17 protein-coding genes are annotated in these 25,081 nt (G+C 51.6%); 7 read left to right on the forward strand and 10 right to left on the reverse strand.

Annotation, left to right across the window (positions count from 1 at the left end; genetic code table 11):
* Positions 1-17: 17 nt before the first annotated feature.
* Together DN748_RS18015 and DN748_RS18020 are read left to right on the forward strand one after the other, a co-directional pair.
* Positions 18-4,415: a CusA/CzcA family heavy metal efflux RND transporter gene (locus DN748_RS18015; RefSeq protein ID WP_112373231.1), complete on the forward strand. Its 4,398-nt coding sequence runs from the start codon at positions 18-20 to the stop codon at positions 4,413-4,415.
* Positions 4,416-4,509: 94 nt separating this feature from the next.
* The gene (locus DN748_RS18020; protein ID WP_112373232.1) at positions 4,510-5,772 is read left to right on the forward strand and encodes an efflux RND transporter periplasmic adaptor subunit; all 1,263 of its coding nucleotides are present in this window, start codon (positions 4,510-4,512) and stop codon (positions 5,770-5,772) included.
* On the opposite strand, the gene DN748_RS18025 is transcribed toward DN748_RS18020, so the two are convergent.
* Positions 5,769-6,842, reverse strand: coding sequence for an endonuclease/exonuclease/phosphatase family protein (locus DN748_RS18025; RefSeq protein WP_112373233.1), 1,074 nt, complete (start codon positions 6,840-6,842; stop codon positions 5,769-5,771). The genes DN748_RS18020 and DN748_RS18025 overlap by 4 nt on opposite strands.
* A gap of 149 nt (positions 6,843-6,991) precedes the next feature.
* Between DN748_RS18025 and DN748_RS18030 the strand changes: the two genes are divergently transcribed.
* The 3 genes from DN748_RS18030 to DN748_RS18040 all read left to right on the forward strand — a co-directional run bounded on the left by DN748_RS18030 (position 6,992) and on the right by DN748_RS18040 (position 12,648).
* Positions 6,992-9,745 (forward strand): TonB-dependent receptor, encoded by a 2,754-nt coding sequence (locus DN748_RS18030; protein ID WP_112373250.1) that lies wholly within the window; start codon positions 6,992-6,994, stop codon positions 9,743-9,745.
* A gap of 190 nt (positions 9,746-9,935) precedes the next feature.
* Positions 9,936-11,840 (forward strand): DUF5689 domain-containing protein, encoded by a 1,905-nt coding sequence (locus DN748_RS18035; RefSeq protein WP_112373234.1) that lies wholly within the window; start codon positions 9,936-9,938, stop codon positions 11,838-11,840.
* Between the two features lie 43 nt (positions 11,841-11,883).
* The gene (locus DN748_RS18040) at positions 11,884-12,648 is read left to right on the forward strand and encodes an amidohydrolase (RefSeq protein WP_112373235.1); all 765 of its coding nucleotides are present in this window, start codon (positions 11,884-11,886) and stop codon (positions 12,646-12,648) included.
* A gap of 2 nt (positions 12,649-12,650) precedes the next feature.
* Here the strand turns inward: DN748_RS18040 and DN748_RS18045 are convergent, their stop codons facing one another.
* Complete coding sequence (locus DN748_RS18045; protein ID WP_112373236.1) at positions 12,651-14,339, reverse strand: Ig-like domain-containing domain; 1,689 nt, start codon at positions 14,337-14,339, stop codon at positions 12,651-12,653.
* A gap of 48 nt (positions 14,340-14,387) precedes the next feature.
* Positions 14,388-15,083 (reverse strand): ComF family protein, encoded by a 696-nt coding sequence (locus DN748_RS18050; RefSeq protein ID WP_161554604.1) that lies wholly within the window; start codon positions 15,081-15,083, stop codon positions 14,388-14,390.
* 194 nt (positions 15,084-15,277) lie between these two features.
* Between DN748_RS18050 and DN748_RS18055 the strand changes: the two genes are divergently transcribed.
* A complete protein-coding gene (locus tag DN748_RS18055) occupies positions 15,278-16,825 on the forward strand; it encodes a glycine--tRNA ligase (RefSeq protein WP_112373238.1) in 1,548 nt (515 codons plus the stop codon).
* A gap of 92 nt (positions 16,826-16,917) precedes the next feature.
* Here the strand turns inward: DN748_RS18055 and DN748_RS18060 are convergent, their stop codons facing one another.
* Entirely contained in the window at positions 16,918-18,360 is a 1,443-nt protein-coding gene (locus DN748_RS18060; protein WP_112373239.1) for a Gfo/Idh/MocA family oxidoreductase, read from the reverse strand.
* A 712-nt stretch (positions 18,361-19,072) separates the two neighbouring features.
* Between DN748_RS18060 and DN748_RS18065 the strand changes: the two genes are divergently transcribed.
* A complete protein-coding gene (locus DN748_RS18065) occupies positions 19,073-20,146 on the forward strand; it encodes a PA0069 family radical SAM protein (protein ID WP_112373240.1) in 1,074 nt (357 codons plus the stop codon).
* Positions 20,147-20,155: 9 nt separating this feature from the next.
* On the opposite strand, the gene DN748_RS18070 is transcribed toward DN748_RS18065, so the two are convergent.
* The 6 genes from DN748_RS18070 to DN748_RS18100 all read right to left on the reverse strand — a co-directional run bounded on the left by DN748_RS18070 (position 20,156) and on the right by DN748_RS18100 (position 24,677).
* Entirely contained in the window at positions 20,156-20,809 is a 654-nt protein-coding gene (locus tag DN748_RS18070; protein WP_112373241.1) for an HD domain-containing protein, read from the reverse strand.
* 9 nt (positions 20,810-20,818) lie between these two features.
* On the reverse strand, positions 20,819-21,808 hold the full coding sequence (locus DN748_RS18075) for an acyl-ACP desaturase (protein WP_112373242.1): 990 nt from the start codon (positions 21,806-21,808) through the stop codon (positions 20,819-20,821).
* 2 nt (positions 21,809-21,810) lie between these two features.
* Complete coding sequence (locus tag DN748_RS18080; protein WP_112373243.1) at positions 21,811-22,542, reverse strand: lysophospholipid acyltransferase family protein; 732 nt, start codon at positions 22,540-22,542, stop codon at positions 21,811-21,813.
* A 57-nt stretch (positions 22,543-22,599) separates the two neighbouring features.
* Positions 22,600-23,586, reverse strand: a complete 987-nt coding sequence (locus tag DN748_RS18085; protein WP_112373244.1) for an ABC transporter ATP-binding protein — start codon at positions 23,584-23,586, stop codon at positions 22,600-22,602.
* Positions 23,587-23,746: 160 nt separating this feature from the next.
* Complete coding sequence (locus DN748_RS18090) at positions 23,747-24,130, reverse strand: TM2 domain-containing protein (RefSeq protein WP_112373245.1); 384 nt, start codon at positions 24,128-24,130, stop codon at positions 23,747-23,749.
* A gap of 211 nt (positions 24,131-24,341) precedes the next feature.
* The gene (locus tag DN748_RS18100) at positions 24,342-24,677 is read right to left on the reverse strand and encodes a hypothetical protein (protein WP_236636918.1); all 336 of its coding nucleotides are present in this window, start codon (positions 24,675-24,677) and stop codon (positions 24,342-24,344) included.
* Positions 24,678-25,081 lie beyond the last annotated feature (404 nt).

Consider the following 25,081-nt stretch of genomic DNA (forward strand, 5'->3'; position numbering starts at 1 on the left):
AACCTAATTATATTTTTATGATTGATAAGATCATAGGCTTTTCCGTCAGGAACAAGTTTATTGTGCTCCTTATGGTCACAGGCCTTATCGGCGGAGGATGGTATGCGGTTAAAACCATCAATATCGATTCGACGCCCGACATTACCAACAACCAGATACAGATCATTACCGTGGCCCCTAACCTGGGCACTGAAGATATCGAACAGTTTGTGACCTATACGGTAGAACTGGCCGTGTCTAACCTCCCGGGCGTGGAGGAGATACGTTCGGTATCCCGTTTCGGGCTCTCGGTGGTCACCGTGGTGTTCGGCGATGGTATGGGTACCTACCTCCCGCGTCAGCTGGTGAGTGAAAAACTGGCTGAAGTCAGGGAAAATATCCCGGATGGTTTCGGTGCCCCGGAAATGGGGCCTGTTACTACGGGCCTGGGTGAAATATACCAGTATACCCTCAAGGTAGACGAAGCATTTGAAAACCGGTATTCTGTTACCGAACTCCGGAGCATACAGGACTGGATCGTGAAGCGGCAGATGGCCCTGCTGCCCGGAGTGGTGGAAGTCAATTCTTTCGGAGGAAGGATAAAACAGTATGAAGTGAGCTTAAGCCCGTCACGGCTTAAAAGCGCAGGGGTTTCCATTCATGAGGTTTATGATGCCCTGCAGCGGAACAACGGAAATACCGGGGGGGCGTATATAGAAAAAAACCACATGGCCAATTTTATACGGGGAGAAGGATTGATCACCTCGCTTGACGATATCCGGAATACCGTGATAAAAACAGTCGGCGGACAGCCGGTGCTGATCGGCTCGGTAGCCGGGGCGGTGCGCTTCGGTAACCAGGTACGCTACGGTGCGGTGACGCACGACGGCAAGGGAGAGGCCGTTGGCGGTATGGTACTTCTGTTGAAGGGGGAGAACTCAAATAAAGTAGTAGGCGCAGTAAAGGAACGGATGAGGGACATCGAAAAGTCACTCCCCGAAGGCATCAGTATTGCTCCGTTTATAGACCGGAGCGACCTGATACAGCGCACTACCGGTACGGTGACCAAAAACCTGGTGGAGGGAGCACTGATCGTTATTTTTGTGCTGGTGCTCCTGCTGGGAAGCCTGCGCGGGGGCCTGCTGGTGGCATCTGTGATCCCGCTTTCCCTTTTTGTGGCTCTTATCCTGATGAAAATCTCCGGCGTATGGGCAAACCTCATGTCACTGGGGGCCATCGATTTCGGGATTATTGTGGACGGGGCGGTGATTATCGTTGAAGGGACGGTCCATTTTGTGGATCAAAGGCTCAGGGGGCGCAACGGAAGCCTGAGCCGGAAGGATATGGATGATATTGCGGTCGGGTCCGGAAGCCGGATGATGAATTCCGCATTCTTCGGACAGCTGATCATCCTGATCGTTTTTACACCTATACTGTTCCTCACCGGTGTGGAAGGGAAAATGTTCCGGCCCATGGCATATACCTTCGGTTTTGCGATGATAGGGGCTATCGTACTGTGTCTTACCTATGTGCCGGCCATGTCGGCCCTGTTCCTCCGGCCAGGCAAGGAAAATACCCTTGTAGCCCGCTTTGAAAAAGGGATTAAGAACTTCGGGGATAAAGTGATCCTTGCCTGCCAGCGGGGGTACCTCCCGGTATTGTCAGCTTCACTCAGGGCCCGGTATGCGGTGGCGGGGATCTCCGTATTGCTCTTGGGGGGGTCCCTGCTGGTATTCAGCAGCATGGGGGGAGAGTTCCTCCCGAAACTCGACGAAGGGGATATGGCTATGCAGGTGTTGCTGCGACCGGGAAGTTCATTGTCCGAAAGCATTTCGACCACCACCAGGGTGGAAAAGATCGTGACCGCTTTTCCGGAGGTCAGGACCATGGTCTCGCGTATCGGGGTGGCCGATATCCCGACCGATCCCATGCCCATGGATATCGCCGACTGTATCGTGGTCCTGGAAAAAGACCGCTCACTGTGGACCTCCGCAGGGAACAAGGAAGAACTTATCGAAAGGATCAAGGATTCCATAGCGGTGATACCGGGCATTAATACGGTGTTTACCCAGCCCGTGGAACTGCGGTTTAACGAACTTCTTACCGGGGTACGCGAAGACATAGCGGTAAAACTGTATGGTGACGACCTGGAGGTGCTCTCCGAAAAGGCGCAGCAGATGGCGCAGATCATACGGGGCATAGACGGGGTTGGCGATGTAAATCCCGAAGCTACCGCCGGACTGCCGCAGATGACGGTGACGTATGACCGCCGGAAAATGGCGAAATACGGGCTTACGGTGGATAAACTTAATACCTATGTGAGTACGGCTTTTGCAGGCCGGACGGCCGGGGTGGTCTTTGAAGGGGAAAGACGGTTTGACCTGGTGCTCCGTTTCGGTGAAAAATTCAGGAAGGGGATAGAAAACCTGCACGACCTGTTCGTAGACCTGCCGGACGGCAGGCAGGTCCCGCTGGGGGAGGTGGCGGAGATCGGGTATAAACCGGGGCCCATGCAGATCAGCCGCGACAATACCTCGAGGAGGGTATCGGTAGGGGTGAACGTCCGGGGCAGGGATGTACAGGGCCTGGTGGAGGAAATTCAGGAAAAACTGGAAGCCGGGCTCGATCTTCCGCCGGGGTATTACCTGAAATACGGCGGGGCCTTCGAAAACCTGCAACGGGCCAGAGACAGGCTTGCGGTAGTGGTGCCTATAGCCCTTGCCCTGATCTTTATACTGCTGTACTTCGCCCTGAAGTCCGTCACACAAACGGTAATGATCTTTATGGCCGTACCCCTGGCAGCCATAGGAGGGATATTGTCATTGTGGATACGGGGAATGCCGTTCAGTATCTCTGCGGGTGTTGGCTTTATCGTGCTCTTCGGGGTGGCCGTGCTCAACGGACTGGTACTTATAAGCCGTTTCAACAGCCTGAAAGAGGAAGGTATTGCCGATGTAAGGGAGCGGATATTTACGGGAACCAAAGAACGGCTGCGGCCCATTATACTGACTGCGCTGACCGATGTGCTCGGGTTTTTCCCGATGGCAATGTCTGCTTCGGCGGGGGCCGAAGTACAGCGTCCGCTGGCTACCGTGGTCATCGGGGGGCTGGTGACGGCAACCCTGCTCACGCTTATCCTGGTTCCGGTACTGTATTATTTTATGGAAACACGAAAAAACAACAATAACGATATGGGAACTCACCGCAATACGATCATTGCCGGTATGGGGCTGCTGTTTTTGCTGTTACTGCCGGAAGGGGTGCGTGCACAGCAATCTCCGGTAATCATTGATGCAGACCAGGCTGTAGAGATGGCACTGGAAAATTATCCCGGGATGAAAAAGGCCAGGCTGGCCGTTGAAGAGCAGAAGGCGCTCCGGGCCACGGCCTTTGATCCCGGACTGACCTCGGTGAGCACCGGGGGAGAGGAGTTCGGCGGTGATGACAGGGTACGCAATACCCTGACCCTCGGGCAGAGTGATATCGATATCTTCGGGAGTATCGCCAGGTCGTCCCTGAACAGGGCGCGGATTGCCGAAGAGGAGGAACGCTTGCGCACAGCCAGGCTCGACCTGGCCGCCGAAGTGTGCAGGGCATATTGCGAGGCGGTCAATGCCGGGGAAAGACAGCGGCTGGCCGTTCAGATGGACAGTATTTATTCCGGGTTTCTCGAAGCAGCGAAACTCAGGTATGAAACCGAAGCGACCAGCAGGCTGGAACTCCTTGCCGCTGAAGGGCAGTACGGGGCCATAGCTGCACGGAAAATCGAGGCGGAGAACAATTACAGGAAGAGCCTGAACGAACTTAACAGGTGGTTGCTCCTGGAGATTCCTTTCGAAGTGGAAGCTACACATGCCATATTGCCGGGGGAAGAGTTTGTGGCGAAGGAGGACGATGACGGAACAACCGTACACCCGGTACTGCAACTGGCCCGGAAACAGACCGGGACCCGGCAGGCTTTGCTGAGAACAGAAAAGGCCGGCTTTCTCCCTAAACTTAACGCCTCGTACGGCTGGCAGGAAACAGGTGGGAATAATGGTTTTTATTCCTGGAATGTTGGGCTTTCGGTGCCCCTGTTCTTCTGGAGTAAAGGGGCCCGGGTAAAAGCAGCGAAAGTACAGGTGGAAATGGCCCGGGCACAAACGGCAGAGCAGGAAACCGGGCTCCGTACACGCACAGCCATCCTGAAAAACGACTATGAGCGGTTGCGGGCCACCGTGGTGCTCTACCGCGACAAACTGCTTCCGCTGGCCTTGGAGCAGATAGCTGCGGCCAACCTCAGTTACCGCGAAGGCGAGATCGATTATGTGTCGTTTATCCAGAACCTTAATAATGCGAGGGAAGTGCAGCATGCTTATCTCGAAAAGTTGCTGGAATACCATATCACGGTAATCCGCCTGAAGTATCTTCTGGACCCCGGCAGTATGGTACCGTAAAACGATACCCCCGTAGAGACGCAAAATTTTGCGTCTCCACATACCATAAAAACCATACAGCCCATACAGCACACACCATATAAAATAAAAAAACATGAAAACAATACAGATCATTATATACATCATCACGGCCCTGTCCCTGGCCGCCTGTGGCGGCCGTGACGAAAACAGGTATCCGGAAGGAGAAAAAGGACAGGTCGAATCCGGGAGGCGGGACCAGGGCCATGCCGATACAGACAAAAACAGGGTGTCTCTTACAAAACGGCAACGGGAAGCCGTGGGCCTGAAGGTGGGAGATTTTACGGAAATTAACCTGGATGGGATTATCCGGGTTACCGGTGAACTTGAGCTTTACCCGGAGGACGAGGCTTCGGTAGGATCTTTCATGGAAGGAAATATAAGCCGGGTGCTGGTAAAACCCGGGGAAAAGGTCAGGAAAGGACAGGTCATGGCCTACATCGAGGACCCGGCATTTATAGACTTGCAGTCCGGTTTGCGGGAATTGCAGAGCGAATATGATTACCTGAAACAGGAATACGGAAGGCAGAAGAAACTCTATGAGAACAAGGTGGCCTCAGGGAAGAACTTTCAGCGCATTACGGCCGACTATACCTCGGTGGCATCTAGGTTGCAGAGCGCAAGGGCCAAAATGCGGCTGCTGAAAACAGATCCGGATGCCGTTATCGGCGGAAAGACTTATCAGGCCCTGCCTGTCGTCTCCCCGGTCAACGGGTATGTCAGTGACATAGGGGTAACCCTGGGGCAGCGCATTGCCGCGGGAAACCCGCTTTTTCATGTTATAAACAAGGAGAATATCCACGCCGATCTATTGGTATATGAAAAGGATCTCGGCAAAATAAAGGAAGGACAACAGGTAACCATGTTTATAGCCAACGACAACAAAAACCCGGTGAAGGGGGAGGTTACCGATATCGGGAAGAATTATGAAAGCGATATCCGTGCGGTACGTATGCATGTAAGCCTGGAAGGAGATAAAGAGGATTATGTGCCCGGGATGTATGTAGAAGGGAATGTTGCCGTAGAAAACCTTACTGCGAGAGGATTACCGGAATCGGCCATAGTGCGGGACGAAGGGCGATCGTATATTTTTCTGAAAACGGAGCGGGAAGACCGTGAAACGGCTCATAAGGACAATCATGAAAAGCATCACGCTGCCGACAGGGAAGAGGACCGGTGGGCGTTTGTGAGGACCGAAGTAATTACCGGAAAATCGTCGGATGGCTGGGTAGAGGTAAAGATTTCCGGACCGGTTCCGGAATACCGGGAAGTGGTCACGGCCGGGGCCTATTACCTGCTTGCCGAAATGAAGAAAGGCGAAACAGAACATTCCCATTAGGGGGAAGCCGCGGCCGATGAAGAAAGGTCCGTTTTCCTGACCAGGTACAGGTATACCGGAAAATGATCGCTGTACCCCCCGGAATACGCCCCGAAGGCATAGCTCCTGAGCGGGTATCCCCGGTATTTTCCCGAAGGGGTGATCAGGAAGGGTTTGTTGTAGATACCTGCTTTCCAGTAGCGGTAGGAAGTGGTCGAAGTGTCCAGCAGTGAAGCAGTAAAAAATATCTGGTCAAACAGATGCCATTGGTCCCCGTGACCCAGTGTCCCCATGCCTTTTCCGGCCAGTTCTTCCATGGGATTATAGAGGCTGCCCGCAGTGGCGGCCTCTTTTTTGCCCCGGGTTTTCAGTACTTTTTTCAGGCTGGGGTCGGAAGGATCGTCATTGAGGTCGCCCATGCTGATGATCCTGGCTTCGGGGAGTAGAGACCGTACCGAATCCATAATGTGCAGGTTCAGCCTGGCAGCTTCCATACGGTGCGGACGACTGCGTTTTTCCCCGCCGTAACGCGAAGGCCAGTGGTTTACGATAAAATACAGCAGGTCTTCTTCCAGGATACCGCTTACCAGTAACTGGTCGCGGGTATAATTCCTGTTCCCTTCTTCATCGTAAAGCTTCAGGGGAATACCGGAGGCGTGTATGGGGGTGAATACCTTTTTCTTGTACAGGAGGGCAACGTCTATCCCCCTGCGGTCCGGGCTGTCGAAATGTATGATGCCGTAGTCGTAAGGCCGCAGCAAGGGGTGGGAAACCAGGTGCCGCAGCACTTCCGCATTTTCCACTTCCGCCAGTCCCACGATATCCGGAGCGGTAGCGGTGACCTCCTTCCCGATCCCGGAAATGACCCTGGCCAGCTTTGATATTTTATCGGAATAGCGTTCCGAAGTCCACCGGTACGATCCGTTCGGGGTCCGGTCTTCATCCCATACCGAACTCCGGATGGTGTCGAACAGGTTTTCGGTATTGTAAAATGCTATGGTGCGGATATGATAGTATTCCTGCCCGGGTAAAAGGAAGGTGTGGAAGAGACAGCTAATGATGAGGATGACCGGGTAAACAGGTGCTTTCATGGTGGCTTTTTAAACGGTTTGGAATGTCTTGTTTTTTATCTGCCTATCAATATACATAAAAAATAGCTTAATATTAAATAAAGTTTTTTCTTATATTTGAGTAAGAAATTAGCTTCTTTTCTTAAATCATGGAAATAAAACTGTCCGAAATGAAACAGATATTCCTCCTGCTGTGCTGCGTCACCTGGTATTCCGCATGTGGCCAGTCTCCCGTCCGTATCAGGGGCAAGGTTGCGGATTCCCGGTCACACCTGCCTGTTGCGGGAGCATATATCCGTACCGGGAACGGGGGAGCGGTCGGAGTGCTGAGCGGGGAAGACGGCTCTTTTATACTGTTGGTCCCGAGGCGGGAAGAGATCGTATTGTACATAGGGGCCGACGGTTACCTGGAAGCCGCATACCCTGTAGAACCACCCGGGGAAGAAGAACCCGGCCCCGACCTGGGAATAGTATTCCTGAGGTCTGACATAGCGGAGGAAATGGCTGAAGGCGCCGGGATGATCACGGCTTCCGAACTGGAAGACGACGAAAGCGGGGCGGAGGTGGCCCCGGGGATATTGCAGGCGTCCGGGGATATCTACCTGCAGCGTGCAGCCTTTGATCTCGGGCAGGCTTTTTTTAAGGTGAGGGGATACGATGCCGCCGAAGGAGTGGTCATGCTCAACGGTATTCCCGTAAACAAGCTGTTCAACGGGCGCCCGCAATGGAACAACTGGGGCGGGCTGAACGATGTGCTGCGAAACCGGGAATTCTCTTTTGGCTTGTCGCCTTCATCCCGTCATTTCGGCGGGATACTGGGCAGTACCGATATCCGTATCCGGCCTTCTGCCCTCCGCCCGGGATTCCGCTTATCCGCCTCGGCTTCCGACAGGTTCTATAACAACCGGCTGATGGCTACCTATAATTCGGGAGTGCGGGGCAGCGGCCTGGCATTTTCCCTGTCGGCCTCCCGCCGGTGGGCCGTAGAGGCTTATACAGACGGTACCCTGTACGATGCCTGGTCGCTTTTCGGAGCGGTGGAATACCGCTGGAACCCCCGGAACAGCATTCAGTTTACGGGGATGTGGACCCCCAACCGCAGGGGCGGCTCTGCAGCACTGACCGAAGAGGTCCGTGAGCTTGCAGGTGCCCGGTATAACCCGTATTGGGGCACACAGGACGGCAAAATCCGGAATTCCAGGGAACGGCGTATTTCCGAACCGCTGGTCCTGTTGTCTTATGACCATGAAGGGGAACGGCTCGAACTTCATGCGGGGGCCATGTGGCAGTCGGGCAGTTATGCCCGTGACCGCCTGGGGTATTTCAATGCGCCTAATCCCGACCCGGTCTATTACCGCTATCTCCCCGGATTTTATATCAACAGCCCTTCCGGGGCCAACTTTGACAATGCACTTCTCGCCCGGGAAAGTTTCCTGAGATCGCCCCAGCTGGACTGGGCCTCGCTATACCGCATCAACCGCAATCCCGGACTGAACGGGCAGGCGGCCTATATGCTGTATGCCGACCATACTGACGACCGTACCCTTGCCTTTAACCTGGCGGGCAGCTATCGCATTGCCCCCTGGCTCAGGATGGATGCGGGAGGCTCCGCCCGTAGCGTGAATTCACATAATTACGCGGAGATCAGGGATTTGCTCGGGGCCGGTTTTCACGTGGATAAAGACCCTTTTACGGAGACGCTTAACGATATGGAGGGCCCTTTGGAAAAACGGCAGGGAGAAAGGTTCAGTTATGATTATATCATCGATGCCTCACAATACCGGGGGTTCGTACAGTTTCAGGCCGAGGGGAGAAAATGGGATGCCTTTTTGTCCGGGAGTGCGGAGCATACCTCCTACCGCAGAAACGGGTTGTACAGGAACGGGCGTTTCCCCGAAAATTCCGAAGGGAAGGGAGAAGCATTGCGCTTTTCAGGCTATGGGATCAAGGGCGGAACGGGCTACCGGTTTACCGACAGGCATATTCTGCGGTTGCAGGGAGGGTATATACTGAGGGCGCCGGTATTGCAGAACGTATTTGTAAACCCGAGGGAAAATAACCGTACTGTAGACCATATAGGCACGGAAACCGTATGGACGGCAGATGTTTCATACCTGCTGCGCCTGCCGGGGCTTAAAGCGAAACTGACCGGGTATTTTACGGAGATTGACCATGCTGCCGGAGTCAGTTTTTTCTATGTAGATGCCGGGGTAGGCAGTGATTTTGTACAGCAGGCGCTCACCGGTATCGGCAAACGATATACCGGGGGAGAGCTGGGCGTGTCTTATGAACTTTCCCCCGAGGTTAAGCTTACCGCTGTGGGAGCCCTCGGAAAATTCACATACTCCCGCAACCCCCGGACGGCCATAAACTTTGATACGGCCGGGAGGGAAGAAGACCTGATTAATCCCGACGGATTTCTCGATCTCGGTATGGCAGACCTTAAGGGATACCGTTTGTCTACCGGTCCGCAACAGGCTGTTAGCATCGGTATCGAATACCGCGATCCGGACTACTGGTGGGCGGGGATGACGGCAAACTACCTGGCCGACAGTTTTGTCGATGTGTCCGCAATTACGCGGACACAGAGTTTTTTTCTCGACCCCGAAACCGGCAGCCCTTTCCCGGATGCCACCCCCGAACGGGTCGGGGCCATGCTCAGGCAGGAAAGACTGGAACCGGTATACCTGCTCAACCTTACCGGGGGAAAATCGTGGCTTATCAAGGGAAAGTACATCGGGGTATTTGTCAGCGTCAACAATGTGTTCGACCGGGTATACCCCACCGGGGGCTATGAGCAGAGCAGGAACGGAAACTTCGGGCAGATGGAAGCCGACCGTAAAAGCGGAAACCCGTCATTCGGAAATAAATACTGGTACGGGCACGGACGTACCTATTTTTTAAATCTGGTGCTGAGTTATTAGGGTTATTCAGTTACTCAGTTATTGGGTTATTGAGTTATTGAGTGCTGCCTGAATAACCTATCGTTCGTTCCGCTGCGCTTCGATCAGAATGACATTGATCTTGTTCATTCCGACGATAGGAGGAATCTCCGGCGCTTCCGTATTTCGTTGACTAACAACTACAAACTAAATAACTAATAACTAATAACCAATGAGAAACCACAGATACCTTATCCTCCTTCCAACCCTTTTTCTATGGGGGTGTATTGCCGGTAAATACGATGCTCCCGAAGCGGATTGTGAGGGGGAAGGCCCGGAAGTCAATATCACATTTTCGGGGTTAAAGGAATTGTACGGAGAGGCCGTGATGCGGATTACGGAACCCCTTGTCGCGGAGGGATACGTGGTTTCCGATGACCGGGCCGGGAATTTTTACGGGAACCTCTACCTGCAGGACACCCCGGAATCGCCCCGGGAGGGCCTGAGGGTAGACTTGGATATAAGGGATGCCCACCTGCTATTCCCTGTAGGACAGAAGGTCGTGCTGAACCTGCAGGGGATGTACCTGGGGAAAAGCCGGGGAAGTTATGCGGTAGGAGGTGTGTACGCCAATGCAGGAGGAAACCTGAGCGTAGGCAGGCTTCCGGCATCGCAGGTAAAGTTCCATCTTTTTACCGGTTGCGACCTGCCCGCGAAGATCTCCCCCGTGAAAGCAGGCCCGGAACAGCTAAGCGATGTGATGATCGGCACCCTGGTACAGCTCGACAGCCTGGAAGTTGCGGTTAAAGACCTGTGTACCTCTTATGCCGTGCGGGGAGAGAGTGTTACCGAACGAATGCTGCAGGATTGCAGTGGGAATACCATAATACTCCGCAACAGCGGATATGCGGATTTTCAGGAGGTCATGCTTCCCCGCGGTAGCGGGACCGTTACGGGAGTGCTGGAAAAATATGCCGGAAAATACCAGCTTGTGGTGAGGGATACCAGTGATGTACAGCTCAACAGTCAACGCTGCGGGGGAATGGTATTGGAGGAATGCGGGGAGGAAGAAACGGCTTCGCTGCGTTTTGTGAGACAACTCTACAGTGGTGAGAAAACGCCTCTTCCGGAGGGAATACGGGTAAATGCCACGGTGATATCGGACCGGAATTCCGGGACTACGCCCGGTACGGTGGCAGTGGTACAGGACGAAACCGGGGGAATACGCTGTGTCTTTGAAGGAACACATTCCCTGGACCGGAACGACCGGGTGGTGCTCGATCTGTCCGGGGCGGATCTGGAAGTAAAGGGAGAAGGCATGAGCATTACCGGAATTGCGGCGGAAAGGATTATATCCGTGGCAGAAGGCGATGCCGTAACGCCTGCGGACCTGTCGGTTTCGGATGACCTGTCTTCTTATGAAAGCACCCTGGTACGGTTGCGACATGTACAGTTCGACCATGACGAACATGCCTATTCCGGTATCAGCCTGCTTACCGATTGTGTGGACTATGCAGGAGTATACACCCCGGAGGAAGCGGTTTTTTCAGGAGAATCCCTGCCCTCCGGAAAAGGGGATGTTACCGCAGTAGTATCGTTTAAAGACGGACAACCCTTTCTTGTACTTCGCGATACCGCGGATATTGACTTTAAGGCAGAACGGGAGGATTGTATGGAGGGCACTGATCTGATGCTTACCGAATATGTGGAAGGGTCGTCGTATAACAAGTATGTCGAAATATACAACCCCGCACCTCATTCCGTGGCGCTGAGGTGGTATGCCCTGGGCAGGGACAATAACGGGGATGGCGATTTCGGCGAAAGCTATATGCTGCCGCTTGCGGGAGAGATCGGTCCGGGGGAAACAAGAGTGTATGCCCATACCCGTGCCCTGATATATTCCGGGGAGATTGCGGGAGCCGCCGGGACGCCGATGAGCTTTAACGGGAATGACCAGGTGGTGCTGATAAGGAACGGCAGGGTCATTGACCGTGTGGGGGTTGCTGGAGACCATAACTGGGGAGCAGACACGACTTTCAGGAGAAAAACCGGGGTGGCCGCTCCGAACCCGGGATATGACGAAAGCGAATGGGACATGTATCCGCAGGACGATGTGAGCGGCCTGGGAGAGCGATAGGAAAACCATAAAAAAGCATAACTTAGTGGAAAAATAACGGATCATGAAGGTTGCACTGATACAGACCACCCTGGAATGGGAAAACCCGGAGGCTAACAGGAAGCTTCTCGAAACCCGTATAAAAGCGCTGGAAACAGATACCGGTCTCGTGGTCCTTCCGGAGATGTTTACGTCGGGATTTACCATGAGCCCGGAGGGGGTGGCGGAGACCATGGAGGGGAATACCCTGGAATGGATGCGGAAATGGGCCGCGGAAAAAGATGCTGCAATAACCGGAAGTGTGGTTATCGCTGACAACAACAAGTATTACAACCGGCTTTTGTTTGTACATCCGGAAGGAAAGGTGGAGTATTACGACAAACGGCACGCCTTTACCCTGGCCGGTGAGGAGAAGGTTTACGGTACCGGGGACAGACAGCTTGTGGTCAGATACCGGGGCTGGAAAATATGCCTGATGATCTGTTACGACCTGCGTTTCCCGGTGTGGTCGAGGAATACCACGGCTTACGATATGATCCTTTATGTGGCCAACTGGCCCCTGCCCAGGATAGGGGCATGGGATACCCTGCTACGGGCCAGGGCTATTGAGAACCTGAGTTATTGTATAGGGGTAAACCGCGTCGGGGAAGACCATAACGGGCACCGGTATCCCGGGCACTCGGCGGTATACGACGCGCTGGGAAACCTTTCGGTATTCTCGGAACATGACGAAACACTCTACAGCGTACTGGATAGAGAACATATCATATCCTGCCGCGATAAATACCGTTTCCTGGACGACAGGGATGATTTTGCTTTAAATGTATAACCCTACTCCCTTTCCGGGATGCTGTCTCCCGGAATACTGTCTTTCGGTATCAGCTTAGGGGGTGGCGGTGAAGGCGGTTTTATATTGAAGTCCTGCTCGATCTCCCAGTTGGCCTTGATGTCCAGCTCTCCGGGGAAGTGCCTTACCCTTTCGGGTTGTCTCTTTTCGAGGTAATCCCCGGTGTCCCACCGGCGGTTGCCGTTGTCGTCGTAGATAACGCGAAGCAGGTATTTGCCCGGGTCGAGGTAATCGAAATCGTAATGGGGCTGTGCTTCGTCGGCAAAAACTTCGTCCTGTACCTCTCCCTTTTCATTGGTGAGCTGTACGATAACGGGAAACGATTCGATATTGTGGAGTATCATTCTCAGGTTGCCGTAATCGGCCGGGCTCCGGGTACTGAGGTTATAGCCCAGGGTGTCGTTGGTCTCCCCGAAAAAATCTTCTATGGCACCGGGAAGCAGGGTGAGCTGGTATTTCTGATTGGGCTGTACGTCCCATTTCAGAACGGCGTTGTTTTCCTCCCGGTCTATGGAAGTGATAAATTCGACAGCGACAGAATCCTTGTCCAGCAGGGAGATAAAGCTGTCTGAAACCGAGGTGATGGGCGTGTTTGCGCCTATGGTGAACGGATTTTTAAACGACAGGCTTCCTTTCTGGCCGGGAGCAATGGCCAGGGTGTCGTTATACAGTTCTTTTGTCTTTACGGTAAAAGTATCCCTGACCATCGACAGGGGGTTTGTCACCTGGAATATCAGGGAGTCGGCTTCCAGGTTTTTGAACCAGTAGTGTATGGTATCTTTCTCCTTGTCTTTTACAAGCCGGTATGCAAAATCGGCCGGGGCCGGGGGCGACAGCAGTTCGACATCGAGGCTGTCTGCCGTACCTTCATAACCGAAAATGATCCTGTTCTTGGCGGCCAGTACGGGCCGGGCAGCACGGTAGTAGGACCTGTCCTCAAACAGGTTAAGCCGGTATACCGAATCTGTGGGAACCTCGATGAAATCACTGATAAAGGCGATCTTGTCCGTTTTGGGAACGTAGGTATTGGTCGACGAATGATCTTTCAGGCCTATCAGCAGGTATTTGCCGGCCTTGATATTGGTGATCTCGAAGGTCGTGGTGCTGTCGAGGGTATTGGTGATATAGGTGGGCAGCTGTTTGTAAACAATGGAATCGGTATAGGTGGTGTCTACTTCATAGAGCAGTACGGAAACAAAATCATCCGTTTTCTTCTGTATGGCATCGGTGATATACCCTTTTACTTTAAGCGAATCTACATAGTCGCCGGTAGAAAAGACGTATTTGAAAAACGAATACGGATTCTCTTCATTGTTGTCCACAATACTTTGTCCGAAGTTCAGCACATAGGTGGTATTCTCCTTCAGGGTATCATTTATTTTGATGTCGATATACTTGCTTGCCGTTCCCTGCGGCATGATCTCGGGAGTGGTTTTCATCGGGGGCGATACGATAAGCTGCTTCTGCATGTCCTTCAGCTTGATGTATTCGTCGAAGTAAATGCGGATCCTTTTGGCTTTGAAATGAATACTGGAAGTGTCGGGCTCTGCCGAAATCATGGTAGGAGGGGTCATGTCCTTTTCACCCCCGGTAGGAGACCCTCTTTTGGCGCAGTTGAGCAGGGTGAGGAATATAAAAAGGAACAGCCCCGTATTTATCAGTTTTTGTCTCATCCGGAGATCGTTGTTTATCGCTGACAAAGTAACGATTATTTTTAATAATTATATCGTAAAGGCCATGGTGGCAATGCTTACTTTAACATTCCCGGACTTTTGAAAGGCCAGCACACAGTGCTCGAGGGTGGCCCCGGTAGTTACCACATCATCGACAAGCAGGATATGGCAGTTCCCGATGTCCTGGCCTGGCCTGATGCCGAACAGGTTTTCCGTTTCTTCCCAGCGGTCGGCCTTTCCCCGGAATGCCTGCGCACGCGGATTGTCCTTTTTTACGAGAAGGGTGTCGCAATACCGTGCATGCAGTGCGTCGGCCAGGCACCGGGCGAAGGCAGATACCTGGTTGTAGCCCCTCCTGCGATATTTTTTAGGGTGCAGTGGTACCGGGACGACAAGGTCTACCGTATGGAGAAAAGGGCTTTCCCTGAGCAGGTGCCCGTACCATTTGCCTAAGAACAGCCCTATGTCGGGACGGTTCCTGTATTTGAGATGGTGGATGAGCTGTTGTGTGATCCCCTCTTTGCGGAAGAGGAGAAAAGAGGTGGCAAAGGCTATTCTTACACGTCCGTAAAACAGCCGTACTACGGGGTTCTCCTCCTGCAGGTGATAGGTGGTTTCGGGAATGCAGTGCCGGCAGGAGGTGCACAGCACCTGTTCTCCGGCAGAAAGATGCGAAGTACATCCCGGGCAGCTTAAAGGGAAAAGCAGGTTGAATATGTCGGAAAAGACGGTTGTAAATCTCACGAACTTAAATATTGATACAATATAAGTATAATCTTGTATAAAAGAAAGAAAAAGACTTCATATTAAAATACTCTTGCCAACGGATATGACCGTGCCCTGCAGAACTTTTCACCTGTAACAAAAATAACGGGGAAAACCCCTTTTTTACCGGGCAATATCTTATCTTTCGCCCTTAAAAATCCTATTTTTGCGTCATGGCAAATCAAGACGAACATTTCAAGAAAGTAATAGCCCATGCGAAGGAATACGGTTATATCTTTCCTTCCAGCGAAATATATGACGGGCTCAGTGCAGTATATGATTACGCCCAGAACGGGGTAGAATTAAAAAAGAACATCCGTGAATACTGGTGGAAGGCCATGGTTCAGATACACGGGAATATTGTGGGTATCGATGCTTCCATATTCATGCATCCCACCACCTGGAAGGCCTCGGGACACGTAGATGCTTTTAACGATCCGCTGATCGACAACAAGGATTCCAAAAAACGCTACCGGGCAGATGTACTGGTGGAGGATTATGTGGCTAAAATAGAAGGCAAGATTGAAAAGGAAGTAGCCAAGGCACAAAAGCGTTTCGGAGCATCGTTTGACAAGGAACAGTTTCTGGCCACCAATGCCCGGGTAGTCAAATACCGCGAACAGGCCGAGGGCATTCTCAAGCGATTGGGGAGATCCCTGGAACATGAAGACCTGGCCGACGTAAAGGCGTTGATAGAGGAACTGGAAATTGCCGATCCGGAAACCGGGTCGAAAAACTGGACGGATGTCAAGCAGTTCAACCTGATGTTCGGCACCAAGCTCGGGGCTTCTGCAGACAGCGCCATGGACCTGTACCTGCGCCCGGAAACGGCACAGGGGATCTTTGTTAATTTTCTGAATGTACAGAAAACCGGGAGAATGAAAATACCGTTCGGGATCGCCCAGACGGGTAAGGCTTTCCGGAATGAGATCGTGGCGAGACAGTTTATTTTCCGGCAGCGTGAATTCGAACAGATGGAGATGCAGTTCTTTGTGCGGCCCAACACCCAGAAGGAGTGGTATGAGACCTGGAAGGAAAACCGTTTGAAGTGGCATCTTTCACTGGGGCTGGGACCTGATAATTACCGTTTTCACGATCATGAAAAACTCGCGCATTACGCCGATGCGGCTACCGATATCGAATTCCGTTTCCCTTTTGGTTTCAAGGAACTGGAAGGTATACATTCCCGAACCGATTTCGACCTGAGGAACCACGAAAAATACTCCGGTAAGAAACTGCAGTATTTCGACCCGGAACTGAACGAAAGTTACGTGCCTTATGTGATCGAGACCTCTATCGGGCTCGACCGTATGTTCCTGGCCGTATTCGCGAACTCCCTCCGGGAGGAAGAGCTGGACAACGGCACTACCCGTACCGTACTCCGGATACCGGCGGTACTGGCCCCTGCCAAGGCGGCGGTTTTGCCCCTGGTAAAGAAAGACGGCCTGCCCGAAGTGGCCAGGAAGATCGTTGACGAACTGAAATGGGATTTTATGGTGCAGTATGACGACAAGGACGCCGTTGGACGCCGCTACCGCAGACAGGATGCCGCGGGAACACCGTTCTGTATTACCGTCGATCACCAGACCCTGGAAGACAATACGGTGACCATCCGCCATCGCGATACCATGGAACAGCAACGCGTAGCCATAGAGGAAGTACGTGCCATTATCCTGAAGGAAACCGATATGCGTACCTGGCTGATGCGTTTGGAGGACTGATTTGGTTGTTAAGTTACTAAGTTATTGGGTTATTGAGTTAATAGGTGTTGCCTAAATAACTTAATAACCCAATAACCCAATAACCTAATAACCTACTTGACGAGCTCCCATCCGGCGCGGTATTGCCGTTTTACAAACTGGTTTACGTCGTCGAAATTGGTCACTTTCATCGCCTCGTTGTCCCAGAGCAGTTTGAGGTTTCTTCCCGGGTACCTGTTTTCAACACGCAGGCCTGATCCGCGGATAGCGAGATTGGCCATCAACAGGGCTTCGGTAAGGGGACCGGAGATTTCAAACGGTGCGCTGACCTCCTTGTTGCCATACCCGGCAATACAGGCTTCCACCCATTGTGCATAATGCCCGGAAGCACTTCCCGGTACACGTTCGTATTTTACGGGAAGCTGGTGTTGTTCCGTGAGTGAAGTAGGTAATAACCGCGGGTTTTCCGCATAGGTGCCGGCCATCATCTTGCCCTTTGTACCGATAAACAGGATACCGTTGCCCCCGTCGCCGAATACTTCGTTGGCCCCCAGTTCTTCCGGGCGTGCGGGTTGTATGCCTCCGTCCATCCAGTGGATCTTCACATCACCCGATGTTTTATCCGTTTTCGGGAAGGTCAGGACCGCAGAGCTGGATGGCGGACAGCTTTCCGGGAAATACCCGCGTTTGAATTCGTCCACATATACCGTGCCTACGCTGGCCTGCACATCTTTTACGTATTGCAGTCCCAGTATGCTGAAAGGCGCTTCCATGATATGGCATCCCATATCGCCGAGGGCCCCCGTACCGTAATCCCACCATCCGCGCCAGTTAAACGGCACCAGTTTGTCTATATACTCTTTGTAGGGCGCTGTGCCCAGCCAGAGGTCCCAGTCCAGTTCCTTGGGGATCTCCGCTTTCTGTGCAGGCCACGGAATTCCCTGCGGCCATACGGGCCTGTCGGTCCAGCCATAAATGGTATGAACATCTCCGATGAGCCCGGCATCGAACCATTCCCTCATGATACGTACCCCGTCTCCGGATGCTCCCTGGTTGCCCATCTGGGTGACTACCTTGTATTTTTTTGCGGCCTCGGTCAGTACCCGTGCCTCGTATACATCGTGGGTTAACGGCTTTTGCACGTAAACGTGTTTGCCGAGCTGCATGGCAGGCAATGCGTGTATCGCGTGGTTGTGATCCGGCCCGGATACGGAAACCGCATCGATATGCTTGTGCTCCTTCTCCAGCATTTCCCGGAAATCCTTGTAGTATTTGGCTTTTGGGAAACGCTTTACCGAATTTGCCGCCCTGCGGTCGTCTACATCACACAGATAGGCAATTTCGGCCTTGCCGCTCTCGTAGAAACTAAGAAGATCGGATTCTCCCTTGCCCCCTACTCCTATACCGGCGATGACGAGTTTGTCACTGGGTGCTGTAAAACCTGTTCCCCCGAGAACGTGACGGGGAACGATCATAAAGCCTGCAGCTGCTGCAGCACTTGTTTTAATAAAATTCCGACGGCTTGCTTCCGCCTTCGATTTCTTATTTTTTTTCATGGGTGTGATTTGAATATTAGGTTTTTTATGTTATTAGCCGAAAAAGTTACATAAAAAAAGGGTTAAAATCCATTAATATGGAAAATCCTTTATGTGATTTAACATTTTAGCACGATTCTGAGACGTATTTTTACAATATGAAATCTTAGGGATTTTAGCTGGTCTTTTAACTCTTGGTTTGTCATTCCGACGATAGAGCCTGTCCCGGCCTTTTCGGTCGGGGAGGAATCTCCGGTTCTTCGGTTATGCTGTTGAAGTTCCTTTGGTCTGGGGTTGAGATTCCCTGCCTGGCCGGCAGGGGTGGGCAGCTATGCTGGCCGGGGAGTTTTGAACGGCCTGAACTTTGGCGTATATTCCCAAAGGTTTGGGATTATCCTTATGATCCGGGCTTTCAAAACCCTCCGTCTCATCGAAGATGAGCCACCTCCCTTCGTCTGAAGGGAGGAGTTATGTGTGGGTTTATCACATTTGATCTATGAAGACAAAAACGTCATCTTCATTTATGCGGTTGCCCAAACGTTAGGTCTCTGAATGACATTGTTGTCATTCCGACGATAGGAGGAATCTCTTTTGCTCCGTTATGCTGTTGAGATTCTTTCGGGCCGGACAGGCGGGTTCCCTGCGCTCTGAATGACATTTGGCCCCAAGCTGCAACAAAAATCCCTTTAAACATAAACTACCATATGTAAATAGTTTGGTTTAAATTTATGCTATGGAAAAGGAGGTGTATATCAAGGGAAGAGGTGCCCAGGGCAATGTGAGGAACAGGTTTCTCGAGATGTCTCATGAGCTGCGTGATGATTTTCTGGAATATTGCCGGAAGGAAGGGGAAGAGGCGGAGAGCGATAAGACGCGCTTTATAAAGGTCTTTCCCAAAACGATTGTGAACAAGGTGGAAAGCACTGATGTGGGGATGGGTTATTCCATGAACATGTACCAGGGATGTGAGCACGGATGTATTTACTGTTATGCCAGGAACAGCCATGAATACTGGGGGTATAGTGCAGGTCTTGATTTTGAAAGGCGCATACTGGTCAAGGAAAACGCACCGCAGCTCCTCGAAGAGAAACTCAGGAAAAAGAGCTGGAAGGCCCATACGATCGTAATGTCGGGCAACACCGACTGCTACCAGCCGGCGGAAAAGAAATTCGGGATTACCCGGAAATGCCTGGAAGTGTTTCTCCGTTACCGCCACCCGGTGGGGATCATCACAAAAAATGCGCTGGTGACCCGCGACCTGGATCTCCTGGAAGCACTGGCGGCAGACGGACTGGTTGCGGTGAGTATATCGATCACCTCGCTTTCGGAAGAGACGCGAAGGATACTCGAACCGCGGACGGCTACCATCAGGAAACGGCTGGACACGGTAAAGCAGTTGTCGGAACGCAATATCCCGGTAAACGTCATGATCGCCCCGGTCATCCCTTCCATAAACAGTCATGAGATACTGCCCCTGGCAAAGGCGGCGGCAGCTCACGGGGCGGTTTCCATAGGGCATACCGTAGTAAGGCTTAACGGGGCCATAGGCGAACTGTTTTCAGACTGGATCAGGAAGGCCCTGCCGGACCGGGCCGATCGTGTGCTGCACCAGATCGCGGAGTGTCACGGAGGAAGTCTCAATGACAGCCGTTACGGTACCCGGATGGTAGGTGAAGGAAAAATTGCCGCCCAGATCGGCAGCATGGTACGTATCGCCAGAAAAAAGTACTTTGCCGGTACTTCATATCCTCACCTGAACACGACCTTGCACGAGAGCTATAAGGACGGGCAGCTGAAACTGTTTTAGTCCCTTAGATCAGCATTCCCCTTTCCATTCGGCGTAAAACTGCCTGAGAAAACCTTCCATAAAACGGTGCCTTTCCTCTGCCATTTTTCTTCCCGTTCCGGTGTTCATGTTCTCTTTGAGCCGTAGCAGTTTTTCGTAAAAATGATTAATGGTAGGCGCAGTATTGTTTTTATAGGTTTTGCCGGAAACATGCTCGACAGGAGGGATTTCCGGGTTGTAAAGCTCCCGGTTTTTAAAGCCCCCGTAATTAAAGGCACGGGCAATTCCGATGGCCCCGATGGCATCGAGGCGGTCTGCATCCTGTACGATATCGAGTTCTGCAGAACGGAACTTCTGTGTTCCGAAGCTGTTTTTAAATGAAATATGCCTGATAATGTTTATCACATGGTTGGTGACGGCTTTTTCCACATTCCGGCTTTCCAGGAACTGCCGGGCGATGTCCGGGCCTATGGTTTCATCACCTCCGTGAAATTTGCTGTCTGCGATATCGTGAAGAAGGGCCCCCAGCTGTACGACGGTCATATCGGCTTTTTCACCGGAGGCAATACGCATGGCATTGTGATATACCCTCTCTATATGAAACCAGTCGTGGCCTCCTTCGGCATTCCGGAGCTGTTCTTTCACAAAAGCCGTGGTCGCTGTGATCAGGGGAGAGTCTGTCATAAAATATTTTTACCGGGCCAGGGCGGGCTGTACCCATTTGAATATATGCGATTCGTCAGGGACCTTGATACGTTCCGAAACCCTGCGCATTCTTTCGGGGAGCTTCATCAGGTAGTCCCTGGCTTTTTCAGCTTCATCCGTAAGTCCGGAGATCTTGTCTACCTGCCATTTGCCCAACAGGTTCTGGATAATATCTACGTAGTCCAGCGCCGTATATACCCCGATGCGCTGCGCCGAATCGGAAAAATGTTCCCAGGCGGCTCCCAGCTTTTGTCCGGATTCCCTGAGGAAATGTGCGGGCATGGTTATTTTCTGCTTCATCATGTACTGGAAAGCAAGCATCATCTCACTGGGGTCTACTTCAAAGATCCGTTTTACAAACTCACTGTAGGCCTGGTGGTGGCGCATTTCGTCTCCCGAGATGATACGGCACATTTTGGCCAGCCTGTGATTACTGAATTTTTTGGCCAGTTTGGCCACCCGGTTATGGGATACATAGGTAGCCAGTTCCTGAAAACTGGTGTATACGAAGTTCTTGTAAGGATCGGTGTCGGTACCGATGTCAAAACCGTCGTTGATAAGATGGTGCGTGGTGCGCTCGATCTCTTTCATGTTTACCCTTCCGGAGAGATAGAGGTATTTGTTGAGCACATCCCCGTGGCGGTTTTCCTCCCCGGTCCAGTGCCTTACCCATTTCGACCATCCGTTATTGGCTACCTGGTCTATGCCTTCTACATCCATCAGCCAGGATTCGTAGGTAGGCAGGGCTTCTTCGGTGATGGTATCGCCTACCAGCACCACCCAGAAATCATAGGGCATTTCCTTGGCCAGTTCCCGGAGCTCTTTTACTTCCTCCATAAACTGCTCGCTTTCCGAATCCGGAAGGAAATCACTGGGTTGCCAGATGGTATCCACCGGGATCAGGTATCTTTCGACAAAGGAGTCGATATCTTTTTCCAGAAGGTTCATCACTTCCAGTCTAACGTTTTTAACAGACATAACTATTTGATTATTCCTTGTTTGACAGCGTTTTCAGTTCGTTCAAAGATCTCTTTAAAAGGAACATCCTTTATAGCAAAAGGCTGGTGTACGGTAAAGGTCAGATGGTTACACAAAGTTAAGGGAAAATTACCGTTTCTTACAAGTTTCCAGGAGTTGTTTATGCTCAGGGGGACGATATAGGCCGAAGGCGCATATTTGCACAGTATCTTCAGCCCGTTTTCCGAAAAACGTTTCGGGGCCCCGTTTTTACTGCGGGTGCCTTCGGGGAAAATAACGGCCGACCGCTTGTATCTTTCTATGTATCCGGCCATGGCCTTGATGGCGGGAAGCGCCTGTTTGGGATCTTTCCGGTCTATCAGTACGGACCCCCCGTGGCGCAGGTTAAAGGAGACACTCGGAATTCCGTGGCCCAGCTCCTTTTTACTGATAAACTTGGGATGAAACTTTCGCATATACCATATAATGGCCGGAATGTCGTACATGCTCTGGTGGTTGGAAACGATGATCAGCGGTACCCCTTCCGGGACCAGGGCGATGTTTTCGAAACGGTAGGTGGTACCGAGTATATTGGTACAGCGTACCAGAAACAGGTTGAGTACCGAAACACTCCGCTTGTGTGCCTCGTAGCCAAACCTGAGGCATATCCACTGAATGGGGTGGAAGACCACCAGGGAAAGCCCGAAACAAAGGTAATAAAGGGCAGATATGGGATAAGACAGTATTTTTTTCATAGTTGATGTTTAATACCGGGAACGCGGTATCACTATGCCACAAATATAAGAAACTGTCTATATTCCGTTTTTGGTATTTAATCTTTCTTTAACGATGCGGATATCGGGCCTGACCGCGATGATACGCTCGGCCGGAATGGAGTTCGGATTGCTGAAAAAGAGTGTTTTGCCCTGATGCAGTCCACGGATAAGGTAATGGCTCCCCTCGAAATACGACGCCTTGACCCTTATTTTCAGGGGGGAAGCTTCATCGGGATGTAATTCGTGTGCGTAGATAAAGATGTTTTTTTCGGTGCCCAGTTCGGGGAATATCTGTGATACCGGAATTTCATTGACCTCGCCAAACAGGGAGGCGGTGTAGTAGCTGTCGGGGTCGGAATATATCTTTTGCGGGGAATCTTCCCTGATAATTTCCCCGTTTTTCATGACCAGCGTCTTATCGGCAAAAGACAGGGCATCTACGCTGTCGTGCGATGCGATAATGCAGGTGATCCCCTTTTTTCTGATAAAGGAAAAAAGATTTCTCCGGAGGGCGCTGGTACGAAAACTGTCGATATGGCTGAACGGTTCGTCCAGCAACAGTAATTCGGGCTCCTGGGCCATTGCCCTGGCCAGGGCAACCCGCTGTTGCTGGCCGCCGCTGAGCTCGCCGGGCTTTTTTCCGGCATGTTCCGAAAGTTCTACAATATCGAGTAATTCCGAGATTCTCCGGGCTTTTTCCCCGGGATAAAAATTGGAGAGATGCTTCCCGATGTTTTCGCGGACCGAAATATAGGGCATCAGGTCAAAATCCTGTGCCAGGTACTTGATGTAGGGTTCTCCGGGGACCAGGTTGTATGCAGGGCCGAGTATTTTTTTCTCTTTCCACCGTATCGTACCTCCGTCGAGATCGTAAAGCCCGTACAGGGCCTTCAGCAGGGTGCTCTTGCCCGAACCGCTCTCGCCGATAACGGAGAGGATCTGCCCTCCGGCCAGGGAAAAACTGATTCCGCGGAGTACGGGATGCCGGGAAAAACCAAAAGAAATGCCTTTTACTTCTAACATATGGATGGTGTTCGGTGTTGAACAAAGATACTGAAGCCGACGGGAGATACCATATAGTAAAAGACCGTCGTGATGGTGATCTTCAGACGGTCTTTCTATGCTGTTTAACGATACTGCCCGTTAAAATTCTCCTTAACCTAAGGAAGAAACCACATGTTTTTTAGAACCACGGTTTCTTGCCTGCCTGGTAGGTATTGTAAAACTCTTCATCGGATTTGGTCAGGTAGATAATCCCTTCGATAAGTCCTACTATCCAGGCCAGTCCGGAAGTGATACCACAAGTCACTATTCCCAGAAGGCTTAATACCAGCAGGATGATTCCTTCCTTGTTATACCCGAGTATGAATTTATGTACTCCCAATCCGCCGAAAATAATGCCCAGTACGCCTGCCAGTATCTTCTTGTTGTCCTGACTGTTTACGGTCTGTTTTACGGCATCACCAAACTCTTTTGCGGTTTCCTTGGCTTCGGAACCTATTTCGTTTGCGGTATCTTTGGCCTTCTCTGTAAAGTCTTTGTCTTCTTCTTTATGTTCTTCACTCATGATTGAAAATAATTTCAGGTTAGATGATTGTGTTAAAAGTATAAATTTTTTTATTATGCCGGTATCCCTTCGGTGTTTTTGTGGAAAAAATGCGGAAAAAACAGATGGTTGCCGGCAGGAGGTGTCATTTTGCGCTTTCCGGTTTCATTTTCCCGGTGGTCCGGACCAGGGGATATATTTTTAAGGGGTGGATGACGTGGGATATATGTGTTCAGACCGGAACGGCATTTCCGGCTCCCGAGAGGGCAAATATGCCCTCGACAAAGATCTTTAGATCCACGATTTCGAGGGTGTCGAGTATAAAGAGGTGCTCCCTGTTGCAGAGTGTCAGGATCTCAAAACCGTGGGGATTTCGTTCGGGGTCGAAATGGGCATCGATGTCTATGGTCATTACTTTCTGGCGAAAAGCCAGCAGCTGGCAGAAAGACAAGGCAATCCTGCGATCCTGGATCTCCACGGTAAAACAACGCGCCCTGTCCGACTGGTAGGCGGTGTAATGTTTTGATTTGAATACGATCTCTTCCATTTCGGGGACGAAAGTAATCATTATTTAGAATAAATACAAACTGTTTTTCAGGAGAGTTTGAAGATGGAGGTTTGATGCTTGAAGTCCGGAGCCTGGAGTTCATCCCGAAACCTAACGTTTGGGCAACCGCATCAATGGAGATGACGTTTTTGTTTTCATAGATCAAATGTGATAAACCTACACATAACTCCTCCCTTCAGACGAAGGGAGGTGGTTCATCTTCGATGAGACGGAGGGTTTTGAAAGCCCGGATCATAAGGATAATCCCAAACGTTTGGGGATATACGCTAAAGTTCGGGCCGGTCAAAACTCCCCGGCCAGCGGAGCTGCCCACCCCTCCCAGCCTGTCCGGCCTTTAGATTTGTAAATATAAATAAAATCTATAATGATGATGTTGAAAGAGGGGGGGTCTGGGGGGAGACTAA

This window comes from Sinomicrobium soli, from assembly GCF_003285545.1.
Taxonomy (GTDB): Bacteria; Bacteroidota; Bacteroidia; order Flavobacteriales; family Flavobacteriaceae; genus Sinomicrobium.